The sequence below is a fragment of the Pseudanabaena cinerea FACHB-1277 genome, assembly GCF_014696345.1.
GTDB classification, from domain to species: domain Bacteria; phylum Cyanobacteriota; class Cyanobacteriia; order Pseudanabaenales; family Pseudanabaenaceae; genus Pseudanabaena; species Pseudanabaena cinerea.
Genome location: NZ_JACJPY010000016.1, coordinates 1 through 19367 on the forward strand (window position 1 = coordinate 1; position 19367 = coordinate 19367).

Genomic DNA, 19367 nt, shown 5'->3' on the forward strand with positions numbered 1-19367 from the left:
CTAGATAGGTCATACTTACTATGACTTGACCTATCTTTTTTATCTTAAATCCTCAAATCCCCATCTACTCATACTTCCCATATCTTTTGTCGCCCCGTCAGGTTTAGAATATCGGTACTTACGCGAGAATAAAGGCGATTTAAAGTTACTGAGTACTCCAGATTTAGAGGTTTTGCCTCCGCAATTTGAGGCAATTATTTTTGTATCTGCAAAAGAAAGTAATCTATTGCCCACAGGCATTACCGCCAAGCTCAAACGCCAGGTTAGTTTGCTCGATATATTCCAAGCGATCGCGACCACCCTTGATGCACCAGCCATTACCCAAGCGATTAATCCTGATGAACAGTTTCAGAAAGTGAGAGAAGCTTTGAGCGCCCAATCTACACTTTTGATCATTGACAACCTAGAGACTATTGAAGACAAAGAGAAGATTATTAGCTTTCTCAATGACTTGCCAAATACAACCAAAGCAGTGATCACTAGTCGCGAACTGCAAGTTATTTATGCGCCATTACGTTTGGGGGCATTATCAGAAATGGATAGTTTGGAACTAATTGTCCAACAAGCTGATGAAAAGGGACTCGATCTTAGTGATGCCGAAATATTGCAACTTTATCAACGTTTTGGTGGTGTACCTGTGGCATTGATTTATGCGATCGGGCAGTTGGCTAATGGTTTCCCCCTTGCTAATCTGATTGATCCAGCCATCCAATTATTTGCCGATATTGGTAGATTTTGTTTTGAAAATTCTATTCAATCTATTTCCCATAGACCTGCCTATCAGTTGCTATTGGCGATCGCGTTATTTCATCAAAGTCCCAGACGTGAGGCATTAATTTCTGTGGCAGGGCTAGAAGCAAATGATGTCATCGCCAGCGAAAGTTTAACAAAATTGGAGAGGCTTTCTTTGGTCTTTCAAGAAGGAGAGCGCTATGGAATGTCCGCGCTGACCCGTGAATATGCGCTTCAAGAATTGCAAAGGCAAAGTGAAAAGGAAGCAGAAATGCGCGATCGCTGGATAAATTGGCATTTGGAATTCTCTCAGAAATATGGTGGCAAGGATTGGGGCGACTGGCATTCACAGTACGACTATCTTGAAGCCGAATGGGAAAATCTGGCTTCAGTTCTCGATTGGTGCGCGATCCGAGATCGCTATATCGATGGGCGCGACATTGGCGTTAGCCTTGCCTATTACCTCTATCTATATGGACACTGGGATCGCGGCATGGCAATTTTAGGCTGGGTGATCGAGGCGGGTGAACGTCGTGAAGATTGGCTGACGGTTGTCCAGTTAAAGTCGATGGGTGGTTGGATTATGCTAATGATGGGACAACTTGACTATGCTGAACATCATTTGTCCTATGGATGGCAACTTAGCAATGACTATGGCTCAATGTTTACGCGCTGTGAGATTGCCGATAATCTGGCAATTCTGTATATTCGCAAAGGCGATTACCCAACAGCACGTCAATGGAGTGAAACCTGCGATCGCCTCACCTTAGAACTTGAAGATCCTGATCGCACACGTTTCCAGATTTATGGACTATGTACCGCAGCCGATCTATTCTATCAAGAGCAAAATTATGTCAAAGCAAAGGAACTCTATCAAGCGGCTCTAGATTTAGCTCTAAAAATTCAATGGCAGCGCTACACTAATTACACTAGAGGCTGGCTCGCCGATATTGCCATCATTGAAGGTGATTTCCCGAAAGCCGAAAAATTGTTAATGACAGGCTTTATCGCCGCCGAACGCAATCATGATCGCCAGAGAATCGCCTTTTTTGAGCGGTGTTATGCCAGACTCGAATTTGCTAAAGGTAATTTTGAGCGATCACAGGAATGGGGAATTAAGGCAAAAGAAAGTTTCTATCGATTAGGCATGAAATCAGAAATGGCACAAATGGAAGAATTTAATGCGTTACAATTTAATGCGTTAAATAAGCTGAACTACGGGCATATCCTCCAATAGATTTTGCTTAGTTAGCAAGTCCAAAACAGTGATGATTAATTGCCGATCGCGATCTACTTGAAAGAATACCATTATGCGATCACTGCCAATTTCTCCTAAAGGGTCAAGCTTGGCAATTACTCGACCTTGATCGCTATCATTGAGAACCTGCACTGCTACTTGCTTTTTATCTAAAAGCCGCGTAATCAAGCGATCGTCCTCAAAATAGACTTCCACATCCGTTTCGCCCAACTCACCAATCACCAATTCGATGCTTGGTTGCTTTGCCACCGAAGCGCCCAGAGTCAATTCCACAGGCTTTTCTAAGGGATAGGTTTGCCCAGCTTTGATGATCGGATGCCAATTTTGGCGTTTATAGCGCTTATCCCAATAGCGAATGCCGTAACTATGGTATAGCAGATCTTGCAGTTGCCAATTTTGCACAATCGCACCATGGGCGATCGCCTCAAAGGGTTTATCGAACTTCAGTTTTGATGATGCAAAACGTCCTAAAGCCCAATCTTGCACAGCGCTAATTTGTGATGTGCCGCCCACAAACAGCACCGCATCAATAGATTCCCAATCAAAATTCTGACGCATTGCCTGTTGTTGAATTTGCGATAATGCCTTATCCAAACTGACAAAAAATTTATGCTGTTCAAGAATTTCGCGTAACTGCGATCGCGTTAAGGTTAACTCATAGGATGCAAAATTTTGATCATCAAAATATACTTCTGTAAATGATTCCCCATTCGACAAAGCAATTTTAATACGTTCCACTAATCTCATTACTAAGGAATTTTTGAATATATCTTTGGGCAATCCTAGCGATCGCTGAAAGTAATCAAAAATCCAATTGTCAATATCAATACCCCCCAGATTCTGACCCGTTTTGGCAATCACCCTTGCCACTGAAGAATTGATTGCATTGCTTGATGAGTTCGCTGCATCGTTACTTTGATTGAACAATCGATCGCCCCATTTTAAAAGAACTCCCAAAGGCGATCGGCGCTGAGATGTCGATTCAGACTGCATCTGCCCCTGTCCAAATGTCAACTGCACCAAAGATAAATCTAAAGTGCCGCCGCCGAAGTCCACCACCAAAACCCGCTCATCACCACCACTAATTCCATAGCCCAAAGCTGCCGCCGTTGGCTCATCGATCATGCGTACTTGAGCAATTTGCAGTTCTGCACATACATTTCCTAGCCATTGGCGATAGGGTTCAAAACTATCTACAGGAACCGTAAAGATCAGAGAATCCACATCAGGCAATTGCTGGATCAATTTCCGTAAAAACCATTTCCCCACCAACTCAAAGCCCACCTCACAGCCATCTAGCTCAGGCACAAACGCCACTTGAGCGCCAATGCCTCTTTTAAAAGCTTTAAAAAATCTTGGCTCCTGTATTTGTCGACCAGTCTGTCTGTCCAAACCGCGATCGCTTACCTGCTGACCAATCAACACATCCTCAGTTACCGCATTCTGCACATAGACGTAGCTCGGTATCAAAGGCGGATTATTTGCCACCAAATCACTATAGCCATCAAGACTCACCGTCTCAACTACGCCTTGTTCATTGATCCGTGCCACCACCGTGTTACTTGTACCAAAATCGATCGCATATTGCATAGACAGTTATTACCATCACCAGAAAACTAATTTTGACAGCACTCAGCCTCAAGGCGTGATCATCCCTGATACAGTGAGACAACAGTGATGGGAGTCGCCACCTTGGTATAGTCAGATTTGCCTAGAAATTCATATACACCCAATTTATAGTAAAGCGCTCCTCCTTTCTTGTATATTTGCTTGTGTAATGTGAGTTGAGCATAGTTTTTATGAGCGCGATCGCAAACTCTAACCATCCCGAAGACAAAAACAAAATTCCAAGAACACAAACTGTTTGGCGTAACCTCTCTTGGCAAAAGTTAACCAGTGTTATGGTGGCGATCGCCCTGTGCTTTACACTCACAGCCTGCGGTGGCTCCAACAAATCTACAGCGAAGAATGAGGTCGTTAGCAAACAGCCCGAAATTGTTAAATTTACAGAAGTTTCGCCACCAAGTGAAATTCAACGCTTAAGCCGCCTACTAGATCGTTACACACCACAAATCAGTATTCTTAGCCCAGCCCCCAATCAGGTGCTTACTGAAACTGAGGTTGCCGTCAAGTTTGACGTTAAAGACCTGCCAATTTTCAAAAATGCTGAATTTGGGCTAGGACCACATATCCATGTCACTTTGGACAATCAAGAATATAAGGCAGTCTACGATTTGAGCCAAGCTGCAACATTTACCAACCTTAGCCCTGGTACACACACAATCCGCGCCTTTGCCTCCCGCCCTTGGCACGAAAGCTTCAAAAATCAGGGGGCTTACGCACAGGTATCTTTTAATGTCTTGACTAAGACCGATGAGAATAATCCCGATCCCAAAACCCCCTTACTTACCTACAGCCGCCCTGTGGGAACCTATGGCGCTGAGCCAATTATGCTGGACTTTTATATCCAGAATGCTCCTTTACACTTGTTAGCCCAAGAAGATCCTGAGATCGATGATTGGCAAATTCGCGCCACCATTGATGGTCAGAGCTTTACCTTAGACCGTTGGGAGCCAATTTATCTTAAGGGCTTCAAAAACGGCAAAAACTGGGTCAAGCTGGAGTTGATCGAAGAGGATGGTGATGCGATCGCCAATGTATTCAACAGCACGGCGCACCTGATTAATTACCAACCCAATGGCACAGATACATTATCGCGCCTAGTCAGTGGTGAAAAGATTGCCAATATTGATGCGATCGTTGATCCTAACTATGTCCCCCCTGCCCCCGTGGAAACCCCTGCCCCAGCGATCGATATTCCCGAATCTGCTCCTGCGGTCACTGCAACTCCAGAAGCCGTAAAAGCATCTGCCCCTGAAGTCATAAAAGAATCTGCTCCTGAAGTCGCCAAAGAAGCTAAACCAGAAATCATTAAGGACACCCCTAAACCTGAGGCAGCGATCGCCAAGCCCCAAACCACCACAGCCCCCTCCGCTATACCCGCCGTACCGACAAAGCCTCTAGATCAGCCCAAAGTCATCAGCCCACCTCCAATCAAAATCGCGCCCGTAAGCCCTGCGGCAATTAAAACAGCCCCTGAGCCTGTGGTTAAACCAGCAACTGCCCCAGCCAACCCACCAATCACGACCAAGGCTGTGGAGAAGTCTCCTGAGAAAGCTTTAGAAAAAATGCCAACCCCTTCTCAGAATATAGCTCTGCCGCAAAGTAAACCCAAAGCCCAAACTGAAACCCAAATTAAGGGAGATGGTAATGGCGAAGTCAAAGTCGATGCAAAAACAAGCCCCACCGAAACCATTGCCCCACTCACAGATTTGTCAGCATCAACAACCACACCCGTCAAGATCATCGCTAAGTAACAAGCAACAAGGGAATATGCCATTCCTTTGACACAACAAAGACAAGAGGCAGTGCTAAGCACCGCCTCTTGTCTTCGTTTTATGCCCTAGCAGGGCTAGCAACAGCTATAACCTATGAAAGTTGGCTCAAGCGATAACCAACACCATGAATGGTCTCAATCAAATTATGAGGAGCGCCAGCGCCCTTCAGCTTATTGCGTAAGCTCTTGATTGTGGCATTGATAGTATCTTCCCTAGGTGGATCATTCAGTGACCAAACATGTTCCACGATCGTGATCCGTTTTAGCACTTGGCGACCATGGTGGAGTAACAACTCTAAAATGTTGTATTCCTTAGGAGTTAAATGCACTGATTGACCAGTGTAAGAAACTTCATGCATCCCTGGGTCTAATTGCAGTTCGCCCCATCGCAGGACAGTGGGTTCTGCAACCTTCGCACGGCGAGACAATGCACGGATACGAGCCATCAGCTCAGGCGGATCAATGGGCTTAACGAGATAATCGTCAGCCCCTGCATCCAAGCCCTGAACCTTGTCAGAGCTCATATCCAGAGCCGTCACCATCAAAATAGGGATATTGTTGCTATGCGCCCTTAGACGACGGCATAAATTAATGCCATCGAGTTTAGGTAGCATCACATCTAGCAAGATCAGGTTGTAATCATCAGATTGAGATTTTTCCCAACCCTCTTCCCCGTCTCGCGCAATATCCACAACGCAATGCTGACCAGTTAGCACTTCTGCTAATGTGTCAGCCAAATTGGCATCATCTTCTACAAGTAGAATTCTCATTGTCGTCGAGCAAAATCTTAGTTTGTTATGCTGCAATAGGTTTTTGATCATAAGTTAGCTGGTAATAAGCCACTGGTTTATTCAGAGTATAAACTTTATAAACTTTATAAACTATAAACTTCGCTAACAGAATCGTAACCTACACCATTGCATCATATCCGAGATCTATAAGATTTTTTCACGTATGCAAAAATTTAAGTATTATTGCGAAATTGTAACATTTCTTAGTATATCAAAAGTCAAAAACAAGATTCGCTGAAAAGCTCTCTGTGAGAGCATCTTGGCGATCTAGGATCAAATTGGCTATTTGAGTTAATGGTGTTTCTAGGATTTTTGATCGTAGGGGCGCTGAAAACCTCAAAAATGATTCGATAATGAGAATTAAGGCACAACTGATATGCCAAGCAGCGATTACCCCTGTTGAAGCCGCTATAAAAGCTAAATTACAACCTCAATTAAAAAATTATTAACATTTATTAACAATGATTGCGAACTTATCTGCTTTTAAAACCACCGCATCCCAAGACATTTTTGCCAAGGCTAAGCATTTGATGCCTGGTGGGGTGAGTTCACCAGTCCGCGCCTTTAAGTCTGTTGGTGGTGAGCCGATTGTGTTCGATCGCGTCAATGGTGCTTATGCTTGGGACATCGATGGCAATAAATATATTGATTACATCGGCTCATGGGGACCAGCGATCGTGGGGCATTCCCATCCTGAAGTCATCGAAGCATTACACAAAGCCCTCGAAAAAGGGACTAGCTTTGGTGCGCCTTGTGTACTCGAGAACCAACTAGCAGAAATGGTGATCGAAGCAGTACCTAGTGTGGAGATGGTGCGCTTTGTTAACTCAGGTACAGAGGCTTGTATGTCCGTATTACGGCTGATGCGAGCTTTTACAGGTCGAGACAAGATCATCAAGTTTGAGGGCTGCTATCACGGTCATGCGGATATGTTTCTCGTTAAGGCAGGCTCTGGGGTGGCCACCCTTGGGCTGCCCGACTCTCCTGGTGTACCTAAATCGACAACTGCCAATACCCTCACTGCGCCCTATAACGATCTTGATGCGGTCAAAGCCTTATTTGCCGAAAATCCTGATCAAATTTCGGGCGTAATTATTGAGCCAGTGGTGGGTAATGCGGGTTGCATTGTGCCTAAGGAAGGATTTTTGCAAGGGCTTAAGGATCTCTGCCATCAGTATGGTGCTTTGCTAGTATTTGATGAAGTCATGACAGGATTCCGTCTGTCCTATGGTGGCGCACAGGCGAGATTTGGGATCACACCTGACCTAACGACCATGGGCAAGGTGATCGGTGGCGGCTTGCCCGTAGGAGCCTATGGTGGGCGCAAGGACATCATGGCAATGGTTGCCCCCGCAGGTCCCATGTATCAGGCAGGTACTTTGTCGGGCAATCCCTTGGCGATGACCGCAGGGATTAAGACCCTAGAAATTCTCAAGCGTGCGGGTTCCTATGAATATCTAGAGCAAATTACCAAGAAGTTAGCTGATGGGATGCTGGCGATCGCCCATGAGACAGGACATAAGGCTACAGGCAATTTGATTGGTGCCATGTTTGGAATGTTTTTTACCGAGCAGCAGGTTTATGACTACGAAGATGCAAAAACCAGTGACACCAGCAAATTTGCCAAATTTCATCGTGGAATGCTAGAGCATGGGGTTTATCTTGCCCCATCACAGTTTGAAGCAGGATTTACCTCTCTTGCCCATACTGATGCCGATGTTGCCGCCACCCTAGAGGCAGCAAGAGCCGTTCTAGCTCAAATCCCCGCCTAGGCTTAGATGAGAGAAGGGCTTAACTCTTCTCTCTCCTAGAGGTGAGTACAGCAAAAAGCACCACTACTCACCTCTAGCTTTGTCAATTGATGACAGATGCAAATTAACAGATGCAAATTTGAATAAATTTAGTTAAAGTTGTTTAATATTATTTCAGGTGTTACTTGGATGGCTTTTTCAGTCATATTCCAAGTCTGGCAAAACAGCACCCAAATCCCCAAGCATTGAAATTTCTTATACACAAACCCTGATGCTGACAGAAAACTCAACTGCTGGTAATAAATTTAATGGTAGTCAAAATGGCGCTCCCTTGACTCGTGCTGACTATTATATGAGTCTGCACAGAGAGCTAGACCAACTAGAGGAAATGGTGCTGGAGAGTGGTCCAAGGGTTATGGGGCATACTGTTGTTGACGAGGAAAAGCTTTGTCAACAAATTGATCGGGTGCGGCTGTCAGTGCCTGAGTCGATCGCTAAGGCTGAAGAAATCTTGATGTATAAGCAAGAGTTGCTAGATGATGCACAACAATATGCAGACAAGCTGATGAAGTCCGCAGAATTGAGAGCGGGGCAACTGCTAGAAGAGTCCGTAATTATCCGTCAGGCTGAGCAAGAGGCAAGCCAAATTCGCCGTCAGTTGCAAGAAGAGTGCGAGCAGATGCGATCGCAAGCTCTCAATGAGGTCAACCAAATGCGCCGCCAAGCGCAAAAGGATCTCGATCTACTACATCAACGTGTCACGGGTGAGGTGCAGGATATGCAGCGCGGGGCTGATGAATATAGCGATCGCGTCCTAGGTAATCTCGAATCTCAATTGCTTGACATGATCAAAATTGTTCAAAATGGGCGTAAAGAGCTAAGGCTTTAGATCTCTAACTTTTTCCTTTGTGCCATCCAATACTCAAGGGTTTCCTGCAATTGCTTTTTACGAATGGGCTTACTCAGATAGTCATTCATACCCGACTCCAAACAGCGATCGCGGTCTTCCTTAAAAGCATTAGCAGTCATTGCAATAATCATGATGCGGTTGCCACTTGACGACTGTGCTTCAGCCTGACGAATGGCACGGGTGGTGGCATAGCCATCTAATAGCGGCATCTGACAATCCATCAAGATGATGTCGTAATTTTTAGTTGGCAATAGCTGTAATACCTGTTCTCCATTTTCGGCAAGGTCGGCTTGGCATCCTATTTGGGAGAGATAAGACAGGGTAATTTTTTGATTAACTACATTGTCTTCGGCTAGTAAGACCTGTAGATTTTTCAGCTCGTCATTTTGGGTGCTACTCAAACTGTGGATATTTGACGATGATTCACGCACTGGCACATGAATTGGCTTGCAAAATGCTGTATGAGTTAATTCATGGGTTGCTTTGTTGGAGCTTTTACTGGCATCTAAGGCAGTTAATATTGCTTTTAAAATTCGCTGCCCCTTCAAAGGCTTGACAATATGGGCTTTAAAGCCAGATGCGATCGCCTGATGGGCTAATTGCTGATGGTCAGATCGCAAAACGATGACAAAGGGTAATGTTGCAAACCTCACTTGCTGGCGAATTTGCGATACTAAATTTTTATGTGAGTCATTTTTATGCGAGTCAATGGATGACTTGTGGTTCAGATCGCCAAAACTAGTTAGTTGCCAATCGATCAACACCAGATTGATGGGATGCCCATCACTATTGCAACTATCTAGACAAGTGATCGCCTCTAGATAGTTGCTAGCCCTATAGACCGTGGCATTAAACTTAGACAAATAATATTGCATCGCCAAATGACTATTAGTATTAGTATCTATTACTAAAATATGTTTATCTGTTAATAATTTTGTTGGCTCAACTTGTTTAGCAGAACTGTTAACTAGATAATTAGTTGAATATTGCTGACTTTGATGGTCATTTTGATGATCACTTTGATGCTTATGCTCAGGATTAGGAAAACTATTAAGATTAGAATCAACTGTAAATGGTAATTGAAACCAGAAATTAGTACCTTTACCATCATCGGTTATAGGACTAGATACCCCAATTTCGCCATCCATTAGCTGCACCAGTTGTTTACTAATGGCTAATCCTAGACCAGTGCCACCAAAACGGCGGTTGGTAGAAGCCTCTACCTGCGAGAAGGGCTGAAATAGCTTGGGTTGATCCTCAATAGGAATGCCGATACCCGTATCAATCACAGAAAACTTGAGATGGATTGGAGAATCTTGGGTAAATGTGCGATCGCGTTCAACGAGGACTAATATTTCACCACTATTAGTAAACTTAATGGCATTGCCCACCAAATTAATCAATATTTGCTTTAGTCTTACCACGTCACCAATCAGAAAACTCGGTAAATCCTCAGCGAAAATTACATTTATTTCTAAATCCTTACTATGAGCTTGTAAAGCAAAAAGTTCTGTAATGATCTCCATGCATTCTTCCAAGTTAAAACTAGTTAATTCCAACTCTAACTTTTGCTGTTCTAACTTTGATAGATCAAGAATACGATTAATTAAGCTTAGTAGGAGGTTGCCACTCAGTTGAATATTCTCAGCATATTCTGTTTGAATTTGATCAAGATTTGTACCTAAAAGCAATTCTGTCATACCTAGCACGCCATTCATAGGAGTGCGGATTTCATGGCTCATATTAGCCAAGAAATAACTTTTTGCCTGAGCCGATTTTTCAGCCTCTTGCTTCGCCTTTATTAATGCCTGTTCTTTAAGCTTGATTTCCGTGATATTTCGACCTATATAGACAAAACTATATTCCTTATCAAATATATTATCTAATTCACTGTGATAGTCAAAGATGGTTGCACAGGAAAAAGAAACTAGAATTTCCTCTGATTTCTTAGAAACGCAAAGGATTTCAATATTATTAAAATCTGGTTGATTATCTCTATTTTTATAGGAATAAGTTACTTGATTATGCAAGCTCATTCCTAAGCATTTGCAATGGACTATTTCCATTTGTACAGTATCTTTAAATAGTATTTCAATAGATTTATTAATTAATTCATGATGTTTATAACCAAACAAATTTAAAGCTGCTTTATTAACAGTTTTGATGATGCCTTGATGATTTGTAACTATTAAAGCATCTGCCATCGCTGATATTATCTTATCTATATATTCCTTAGATTGGAGGAGTGCATTGGATAAAAGCTCAGCTTCATTTGCCCTCTGCAATAAAGTTTGAGACATCATCATTATTTCGGTGGTATCTTCAATACAAATAATGATTTCTTTGTCAGCCTCATTTATTTCATTGGTTGCAATAATATAAAAGTCAAAATATAAACTGCCATAATTGTCGTTGTCTCGACAAACTCCCTTAATCTCAAAGCTAGTAAGTTGATGATCCCAAATCTTTTGAAATATATCTTCTAATCCAATTGTTTCTGGGAAAGCTTCGCGTATATCTCTATCGATAATTTTGGCATCGGGATATACCGAAAAGTTTTCTACACCAATAGAGCTATCAGTAATTGTAAGGTTACGGTTAATTATAATAAATGAGCGATCGGATGCTGTAAGTAGTTTTTTGAGAATGTGTGATTGTTTCATATGGTACTAACCTATACTCAATATTTGTTGGGTTAAGTTATAGAAAATCTCGTCTACACCTTCCCCAGTCTTTGCCGAAGTTAATTTAATAGTGTCCTTGGTAACGGATAGTTTTAGGCAAAGATAATTTAATAATTTTTCTTGTTCAGATGGTTTGATGAGGTCAACTTTATTTAAAGCAATTACTAAGACTGACTTAGGATTAACTGAATGAATTAGATGAATATGTGATTCTAGGTTTTGGATAGTCGACTGTCTAGTGACATCACCAACGATGACAGCACCCTTAGCGCCTTGTAGATAGTTGGGGGCAATACTCTTGAATTTTGTATGTCCTTCGATGTCCCATACGATTAACTGTAATTGCAGATTGTCCTCAGAGGAGAGATTGGCTTGGTTTGATAGAGATACTAGCTTACGAGAAATTTTCACGCCGACGGTTGACAAGTATTGATCGCTAAATTGTTGATCGACAAACTGACGGATTAAGCTAGTTTTACCAACACTAAAGTCACCCACAAGACATATTTTCTGAGCGATTACTTTGGAAGTGCTGTGCATTTATTTAGCTACTGATGGGGCGATCTGGGTTTTATGGCTGTCTGAAACTCTATCCATCTTGCTAACGGCTCAAAAGACTGTTGAGGAGACATACTCGGCATACTTATTATTCCAGAAATATGTAAGCGTTGAGCAGCAATACCTTTTTGGATGAGGGCATCTTTGACTGTTTGAGCGCGTTGCAAGCTGAGACGCTCGTTGATTTGCTGATCGCCAATGTTGTCACTTTTAGCCCAAATATTGACGTGGTATTCGGGATAGCGATCTAAAAATGCCTTAACCTCTACTATTTTACCTAATTCTTGCGGTGATATTGTGGTGCTAAGAAATTCAAAGTAAATGCGGGTGGTTAAGGGGGCTAACTGAATGGCGATCGCATTGCTAACGATGTTGATCCCTGCGATTTTACTAAAGGCTTGGGTGATTTTGGGGATTTGTTGGGGTTGTTCGACCTGTCCTAAAATTGTCACAGTACCAGATTGCAGTTGTGTTTGGATTTGGATGCCTTCTGTAGAGTTAAGGTTTTGGGTGAGTCGTTGGACGGCTTGGGCAACTAAGGCTGGATCGGGCGGGACATTGACGACATGGATCTTATTGTTGACGGTTAATGTAGCAGCACGCTCTCTCTTGGCGGCATTGGTGGTAACTTGCAGGGCTTGGTCGCGGAGGTATGGGCTAGGCAGTTTGCCTGATAGGGTGAGGCGATCGCCCTCGACTTGGGCATAGAGGCGATATACGCCTAATTCGGGCGTGCTGACTAGGGCTTCTATCACATGATTTTCTAGTTGGCGATCGCGGTAAGCAAAATATTGATAAAACCCGATGGGAATTGCTAACAGTCCCACCAATAGCAACCCGCCCCATAGCAAAAGGTTTAGGGATGATTTTTGATTAGTTCTTGATTTTGGACTCGCGATGAGGGGCTGTAGCCATGTCTGCACCTCTAGGGGAATCGTGGCTGTGTCTCCGTCAAAATCCTTGAAGAGATCGCCGTAAGCCTGCACAGTTTTACCAAACAGATGCCGCACCTTATCTATAAAAGCTGCATCGGGTTCGCCTTGGACAATCACGGCAAGATAGCAATAGCCTGCCACTTCGATGATGATTTTCGAGCCGCTATAGTTAATAGCATCCAGTTCCGAGTTGTCTTGGTTTTTTGAGATACATTCACTGGCAAAACTGCGGATGGCAGTGAGCATTCCCGCTAACATATCGGCATCTATTGGCTCCGTTTTTGTATCGAAATCACTTTGCTGGATGTCGATCATGATCAACCCTGACAGGTTATGGATCAAAAAAACTGCCTGTACTTCATAAGGAACTGATTCTTTAAGGATTAGTTCGGCTTCAGAAACGCCTTGCAGCTTTGCCCGCAGTTTACGTTGTATGCCTTCAGGGCTGAATGTATTTTCAATTTTTGAGTTAATTGAACGAATGGCTTCTGCAAAATATTTGGAGATCGTATTACCAATCACTGGATATAGAGCATCAACCATTGAGTCGCGCTCTAGTTCGATCTGCCGTTTGATGGCTGAACCCATCTCTGGGGCGAGGGCATTGATGATGGCATGGCGGTCAAGGCGAATTTGCTCACGGATGGCTGAACCCATTTCTGGGGCGATCGCTTTGGCAATATCATCAGGGCTGTTAATGATTTGGCTGCTGATGGCGCTGGGCAGTAAGTCGGCGATGGCGCGACTCATGGCAACGTGATCTAATTGCGATCGCTCAAAAATTACTTCCGCAATAATTGGCATAATCGCTTGACACATCTCATCCCTTGACTGACTAGCTTTTAAGCTTAATATCTCAGCTATAATCGGCAGCAGAAGCTGGACTAATGCTTGGGGATCTTGAAGTTGTTGCTCTAGCTCTGCTATGCGATCGCGTACCTTTGCTATTTCTTCAGGAATCGTATTTTGGATATTGCCTAGCTTCAGCAACTTTGAGTCAAGCTCACTAAAGCCACTGGCGGCATCAGCAATGATGTTTTCTAAGTCCTTAATTTTGTTAAACATTTCAGGGCTATTAACCTGACTCTCCACAATCCCCAACTTCTGCTCAACCGCAACTTTAAAATTGCGTAAATCCGCTAGCTCTGGAACTACCAATATCCCTTGCAGTGCGTGAATTGCATCATCATCCCCCGAATCTCCTTGCGTAGGCATCTCCATCGGTAGCTCAGCCGAACCGATCGCCAATTCTTGAATTAGATTAATTGTGCTTGTTTCAACGGTCGCCCCTTCAGCTAGCAATGCCCCTACAGGAGATGTTGTTGGCTCTGCTTTGGGTGCGATCGCTGGCGGAATGTTTTTTAGAAAGGGCAGTTCATCTATGAGATCGGGGAAATCATAAAAACTTGATGATCGGACTAAATCTGGCTCAGGTTCACTGACTAATTCCTGTTCTTGATTGGCTTGGCGATCGTCTGTAAACAGATTATCTGAGTTAGCCTCTAGGCCACCAATCTTACCTAAAGTTTGCGCCCCTTTAGCATTTGACCCAAGGCTCAAATTAGAGAGCAAACTCAGCAAGTTCTCAATATCAATGAGGTCATTATCTTGAAGATTGTCTCGGCGCTCTGACATATGACATAGCTAGGCAAAAGGTTCAGATATTGCAGTTTTCAGTCATGCTTAAGCCCCTTGTTTGTGACTTACTGTGCTTTGCGCTCAAACCTAAGCCAAGAAAAAATTTGAAAACTTTGCTTTGCAGCACCACCCAAATTTTCCCTTGATTTACTGATTGACTGACAAATACCCCTTAAAAGTGGGCAGTATGCCTGCTTTTAAGGGATTTTAAATTTGTAGGTCAGACATCTTGTCTGACAGGTGATTTTGGTTTGGGCGCTAAGTGCTGTATGACCTAGACGCGCTTGGTTCTCGCCTTGGTGGTTGTGGTCGTTGTTTCGGTGGCGGCTGTCGCACGGGTAGGTTTTACCTCAGGCTCTGGGGCAATTAATACCTGTTCATACTTTTCTTCAACCTTCTCCTCCACAACTTGGCGCAATTCAGGTACAAACTCCGAACCCTTAAGGCGCATTCCTAATTCAAAAAGCAACTCTGCCATATCGTCTTTGGAGAGTTTATCGTCACGCAAAATCGAAAAATGGCGATCTAGCTCTTCTAGTACTAGCGATCGCAATTCACGACTATCATTTTGCAAGCTATCGCGGGTTTGGGATAGCTCATCACGCAGTGCCACCCTTTGAGTCTCGATCGCTTCATCAAGGATCTCAAAGTTATTAGTAAATTTGCGACTAATGCGGTCAAACTGTTGACGTAAGTCGGCAGTTTCTTCTTGTGCTGCACTGGCAATATTACGGAGGCGTTTATCAATTGACTCTACGGCTGTGCGTAGTTCAAGGGTAAATGTGCTTTTTATGTCGGTGAGGCGATCGCGGACATCTTGCTGCATTGCGGCAATATCAGCCTCAGCCTTGTCCAAGCGACTGTTGTACTCGCGTAAATGTGCGCCGAAAATGATGTCGCGAATTTGGTCAATATTACCTAATCTCTCGCGAATCTCGTCTTTGGTGATTTCACCCATTAGATTACCTCTAGAAATAGTTAAAGCCTACTAAACCGTGACCTTGGCGACAATTACGATGCATTTGCACCGTGAATGACAATTGCGTGCCATGCGGAACTACTTGGCGCAGCGATCGCCAAACATAGATAACCATAGCAAAGTCTTGACATCAAAGCACCTATAGCGACAGTACTTTGCGCTGAATTGTTTATGTATGATTGGAATACTGTAGTAGCATTTAACAAGTGACAAGGCTAATTTACTCTTGCCATCGGTGTAAGTATGTCTGCGATCGATCAATTACCACCAAAAAAGCTACGCTGGCAACGTCTTAAAAAATCATCCCTTGCCCGCCAGCGCGAAGTATTTACCACCGCATTTATTTTTATCTTCCAACTTTGGTGGGATCGCTTTTGGCAGGACAATACATCGCGTACCCGCAACCATAGAGCCGACTGGCTAGTTCGCAATCTCCTAGAACTCGGTCCCACCTTCATCAAAATTGGGCAATCGCTCTCCACCCGTGTTGATCTACTGCCCTCCGAATATATCAGTAACCTTTCTCAACTTCAGGACAAAGTACCTGCCTTCAGTGGCAAAGAAGCGAGGGAAATTATTGAGGTAGAGTTAGGCAAATCGATCTATACCATCTATCGCGATTTTGATGAGATTCCCCTTGCGGCGGCGAGTTTAGGACAGGTGCATCGGGCAACACTGCACACGGGCGAAGAGGTGGTAGTAAAGGTGCAGCGCCCAGGACTCAAGGGATTATTCGATCTAGATTTACAGGCCGTTGGCAAATTGTTGAAATTTAGCGATCGCTTTTTGACATGGACGCGCAAATACAATCTGCAAGGGATTTATCAAGAGTTTTTCACTGTTCTTTATCAAGAAATTGACTATGCGATCGAAGGGGGCAACGCCGATCGCTTCCGTAAGAATTTTCAGGGCTATCCCCGCATTATTGTCCCCAAGGTTTATTGGGAATATTCCACATCAATGGTTTTGACCCTAGAGTATGTCCCTGGCATTAAGGTGGACGATCGCCAAGCCCTTGAAGCCTGCGGACTCGATCCTAAAGAAATCAATCAATTGGGCATTTGCTGCTATTTAAAACAACTCTTACAAGATGGCTTCTTTCACGCCGATCCCCACCCTGGTAATTTAGCCGTCAGCCCCACGGGTAGCCTTATTTTTTATGACTATGGCATGATGGCTGAAGTCAAAACCATGGCAAAGGATCAAATGGTCAAGACCTTTTTTGCAGTCCTTCGTAAGGATACCAACGAAGTCGTAGACTCTTTGATGAATATGGGCTTTATTGAACCGATCGCCGATATGAGTCCCGTCAAGCGAATGCTCAAGTTTGTACTAGATCGCTTTACTGAGCGACCTGTGAATATCTATGAATTTGAACAAATTAAGGGGGAAGTCGTTGCCATTTTTGAAAAGCAGCCCTTTCGTTTGCCACCACAAATGACCTATTTACTAAAATCTCTCACCACCCTTGATGGCATCGCCCGCATCCTTGACCCTGATTACAATTTCACCACCGCCGCCCAACCCTTTGTCAAAAGTATTGTTTTGACTAAGGGGCGCGGTAATACTTTGGGCGCGATCGCCCAACAGGCCAAAGACTTTTTGGTATATCAATTGAATAAACCTAGTCACATGGAGATTTTGCTAGAACGTTTAGAAGAACGCATCGAGCGCGGTGAATTAATGATTCAGGTCAAGTCTTCCGAAAGCGATCGCACCCTCAAACGCATTAATATTGCGGTCAAAGCCTTAATCTATGCTTGTTTGACAGGCTTCTTATTTTTAACAGGAGCCGTAATCATGATCGGTGCAACCGCCTATGCCAATTGGGCGATCGCCATTTTTATATGTGCCGCTTTGACGGGACTATCACTAGTCCGTAGTCTCATACAACTATCCATTCGCGAAAAAATTGATAATATCGCTGAAACATAGACAAAAAATAGAGGGCAGCACGTAGTGCTGCCCTCTATTTTCAATTAACATAAGACTGGGGTGCAAGGATTCGAACCTCGGAATGGCTGGACCAAAACCAGCTGCCTTACCGCTTGGCGACACCCCATTGATGCGTCCATTGCGCGATAGCTAATATAGCAGATGTATATCGGGTTTTGTCAACAATCTTGCAAAAAAACTTTTGCTACTAACAAAAATCACCTTGGCTATGCTTGGATATCGCTATTAAGGTCGGAGACCCGCAGTTGCGAGTCTTTGAACCTTAATGGCGACGGGCGCGGCGAGAGTCGTTTCTTACGGGGATGGGGATCAACTCAGGTTGTGGTTGACTTTTCCCTAAAAGGGCTTCCAAAACGCGATTGAGCATTTCGCCGATCTCTCTTAGAGCTTTTTTGATCGCTTTCACTATATTTGGCTCCCTATCATCATCTAGGTTTATTTACCCAATCATAACAAATCTTTTTCTAAACAAATCTAAAGCTGAGCTTACAGTTGCCTTTCTGATCCAATTTCTACCTCTAGAGGGACTAAATTTTAGCTCGATTGCCGCCACCTTGCCCTCAGGATCGGCGATCGCCACATAGACTAACCCCACGGGTTTAGTGGTAGTACCGCCATCAGGACCTGCGATCCCCGTGATGCTGATGCCCCAGTCAGATTTTAGTTGCTCCTTCACCCCGATCGCCATCTGTTCTGCAACGATCGCACTGACTGCCCCATGCTGTTCTAGGGTTTGGCGATCGACATTTAGCATTGCCATCTTGACCTCATTGCTATAACTAATGATCCCGCCAAGAAAATAGCGTGAACTGCCTGCCACCTCAGTAAGGACTTCGCCCAGTCCGCCCCCTGTGCAGGACTCGGCAACAGCCAAGGTTTCGCCACGTTCCTTCAATATCTGCCCCACCACACTGCTAAGGCTGTCATCATCAGTACCGTAGCAAAATTCCCCTGTGATTTCACGGATTTCTGCCTCCACTGGTGCAATCAGGGCGATCACCTCCTCTTGGGTATTTGCCCTCGCCGTAATCCTTAACCTCGCCTGTCCATAGTTGGCATAGGGAGCCACGGTCGGATTTTGCAGATCAAATAAATGGTTAACCTTAGCCGCCAATGCTGATTCGGCAATGCCCCAATAGAGCAGTACCCTAGAGTGAAATGTCCCCTGTCCATATTTCGCTTGCAAAAACGGCGAGGCAACCTGATCCCACATTTCATAAAGCTCGCTCGGTACACCTGGGAATGTCAAAATCAACAAGTCAGGCTGCGGCTCCCAGATCATGCCTGGGGCAGTCCCCACTGGATTTGTAAGGATATCGGCTCCCTTGGGCAATAGAGCCTGTTTACGGTTATTAGGGGTGAGAGTCCGCCCTGTTTGGGCATACATCTGTTGAATGCGCTGCCAAATTTCGGGACGCTCCTCTAGGGGGGTGTCAAAAAAATTCGCGATCGCCTCGGTGGTGAGGTCATCGGGGGTGGGTCCCAGCCCTCCCGTGGTGATGATCAAATTAGAGCGACTTGCCGCAATTGTCAGAGCTTGATGGATGCGATCGGGGTTATCGCCAACCACGGTTTGATAAAAATGGGGAATACCAAGGATCGCTAATTGTTGAGCAATATATTGAGAGTTGCTATTAAGGATTTCACCTAGTAATAATTCTGTGCCAATGCAAAGAATTTCTGCCCCTAACTTTTTCATCTTATATTTTTCCTCTTGGTTTGCTCCCTTTAGCTTACATTCGGAAAGCCCCGTACTCTCGTTTATAGGATGAGTGACG

The 19367-nt window shown here is 44.1% G+C and carries 14 protein-coding genes and 1 tRNA gene; 5 read left to right on the forward strand and 10 right to left on the reverse strand.

The window, feature by feature from the left end; all coding sequences use genetic code 11:
- Positions 1-25 precede the first annotated feature (25 nt).
- Entirely contained in the window at positions 26-1969 is a 1944-nt protein-coding gene (locus H6F44_RS07365) for an ATP-binding protein (RefSeq protein ID WP_190350312.1), read from the forward strand.
- Here H6F44_RS07365 and H6F44_RS07370 read toward each other — a convergent pair.
- A complete protein-coding gene (locus H6F44_RS07370) occupies positions 1934-3580 on the reverse strand; it encodes an Hsp70 family protein (protein ID WP_190350313.1) in 1647 nt (548 codons plus the stop codon). The genes H6F44_RS07365 and H6F44_RS07370 overlap by 36 nt on opposite strands.
- Positions 3581-3789: 209 nt before the next feature.
- On the opposite strand from H6F44_RS07370, the gene H6F44_RS07375 reads away from it, so the two are divergent.
- A complete protein-coding gene (locus H6F44_RS07375; protein WP_190350314.1) occupies positions 3790-5367 on the forward strand; it encodes a hypothetical protein in 1578 nt (525 codons plus the stop codon).
- Between the two features lie 112 nt (positions 5368-5479).
- On the opposite strand, the gene H6F44_RS07380 is transcribed toward H6F44_RS07375, so the two are convergent.
- A complete protein-coding gene (locus tag H6F44_RS07380) occupies positions 5480-6157 on the reverse strand; it encodes a response regulator transcription factor (protein ID WP_190350315.1) in 678 nt (225 codons plus the stop codon).
- Between the two features lie 482 nt (positions 6158-6639).
- Between H6F44_RS07380 and hemL the strand changes: the two genes are divergently transcribed.
- Both hemL and H6F44_RS07390 read left to right on the forward strand, forming a co-directional pair.
- Positions 6640-7950, forward strand: coding sequence for a glutamate-1-semialdehyde 2,1-aminomutase (hemL, locus tag H6F44_RS07385; protein WP_190350316.1), 1311 nt, complete (start codon positions 6640-6642; stop codon positions 7948-7950).
- Between the two features lie 250 nt (positions 7951-8200).
- Positions 8201-8818, forward strand: coding sequence for an ATP synthase subunit B family protein (locus tag H6F44_RS07390; protein WP_190350317.1), 618 nt, complete (start codon positions 8201-8203; stop codon positions 8816-8818).
- On the opposite strand, the gene H6F44_RS07395 is transcribed toward H6F44_RS07390, so the two are convergent.
- The 5 genes from H6F44_RS07395 to H6F44_RS23515 all read right to left on the reverse strand — a co-directional run bounded on the left by H6F44_RS07395 (position 8815) and on the right by H6F44_RS23515 (position 15748).
- Positions 8815-11502 (reverse strand): ATP-binding protein, encoded by a 2688-nt coding sequence (locus H6F44_RS07395; RefSeq protein WP_190350318.1) that lies wholly within the window; start codon positions 11500-11502, stop codon positions 8815-8817. The two genes, H6F44_RS07390 and H6F44_RS07395, sit on opposite strands and share 4 nt — an antisense overlap.
- A gap of 6 nt (positions 11503-11508) precedes the next feature.
- Positions 11509-12063, reverse strand: coding sequence for a Rab family GTPase (locus tag H6F44_RS07400; RefSeq protein ID WP_190350319.1), 555 nt, complete (start codon positions 12061-12063; stop codon positions 11509-11511).
- 8 nt (positions 12064-12071) lie between these two features.
- A complete protein-coding gene (locus H6F44_RS07405; RefSeq protein ID WP_190350320.1) occupies positions 12072-14651 on the reverse strand; it encodes an OmpA family protein in 2580 nt (859 codons plus the stop codon).
- A 277-nt stretch (positions 14652-14928) separates the two neighbouring features.
- Positions 14929-15612, reverse strand: a complete 684-nt coding sequence (locus H6F44_RS07410) for a hypothetical protein (RefSeq protein WP_190350321.1) — start codon at positions 15610-15612, stop codon at positions 14929-14931.
- A 10-nt stretch (positions 15613-15622) separates the two neighbouring features.
- Positions 15623-15748 carry a hypothetical protein gene (locus H6F44_RS23515; protein WP_277874112.1) on the reverse strand — a complete coding sequence of 42 codons (126 nt, stop codon included), beginning with the start codon at positions 15746-15748 and terminating at the stop codon, positions 15623-15625.
- A gap of 128 nt (positions 15749-15876) precedes the next feature.
- On the opposite strand from H6F44_RS23515, the gene H6F44_RS07415 reads away from it, so the two are divergent.
- On the forward strand, positions 15877-17568 hold the full coding sequence (locus H6F44_RS07415; protein ID WP_190350322.1) for an ABC1 kinase family protein: 1692 nt from the start codon (positions 15877-15879) through the stop codon (positions 17566-17568).
- Between the two features lie 55 nt (positions 17569-17623).
- Here H6F44_RS07415 and H6F44_RS07420 read toward each other — a convergent pair.
- The 3 genes from H6F44_RS07420 to H6F44_RS07430 form a co-directional block, all read right to left on the reverse strand.
- Positions 17624-17695, reverse strand: a tRNA-Gln gene (locus H6F44_RS07420).
- Between the two features lie 156 nt (positions 17696-17851).
- The gene (locus H6F44_RS07425) at positions 17852-17995 is read right to left on the reverse strand and encodes a hypothetical protein (RefSeq protein ID WP_190350323.1); all 144 of its coding nucleotides are present in this window, start codon (positions 17993-17995) and stop codon (positions 17852-17854) included.
- A 33-nt stretch (positions 17996-18028) separates the two neighbouring features.
- The gene (locus tag H6F44_RS07430) at positions 18029-19288 is read right to left on the reverse strand and encodes a competence/damage-inducible protein A (protein ID WP_190350361.1); all 1260 of its coding nucleotides are present in this window, start codon (positions 19286-19288) and stop codon (positions 18029-18031) included.
- Positions 19289-19367: the final 79 nt, after the last annotated feature.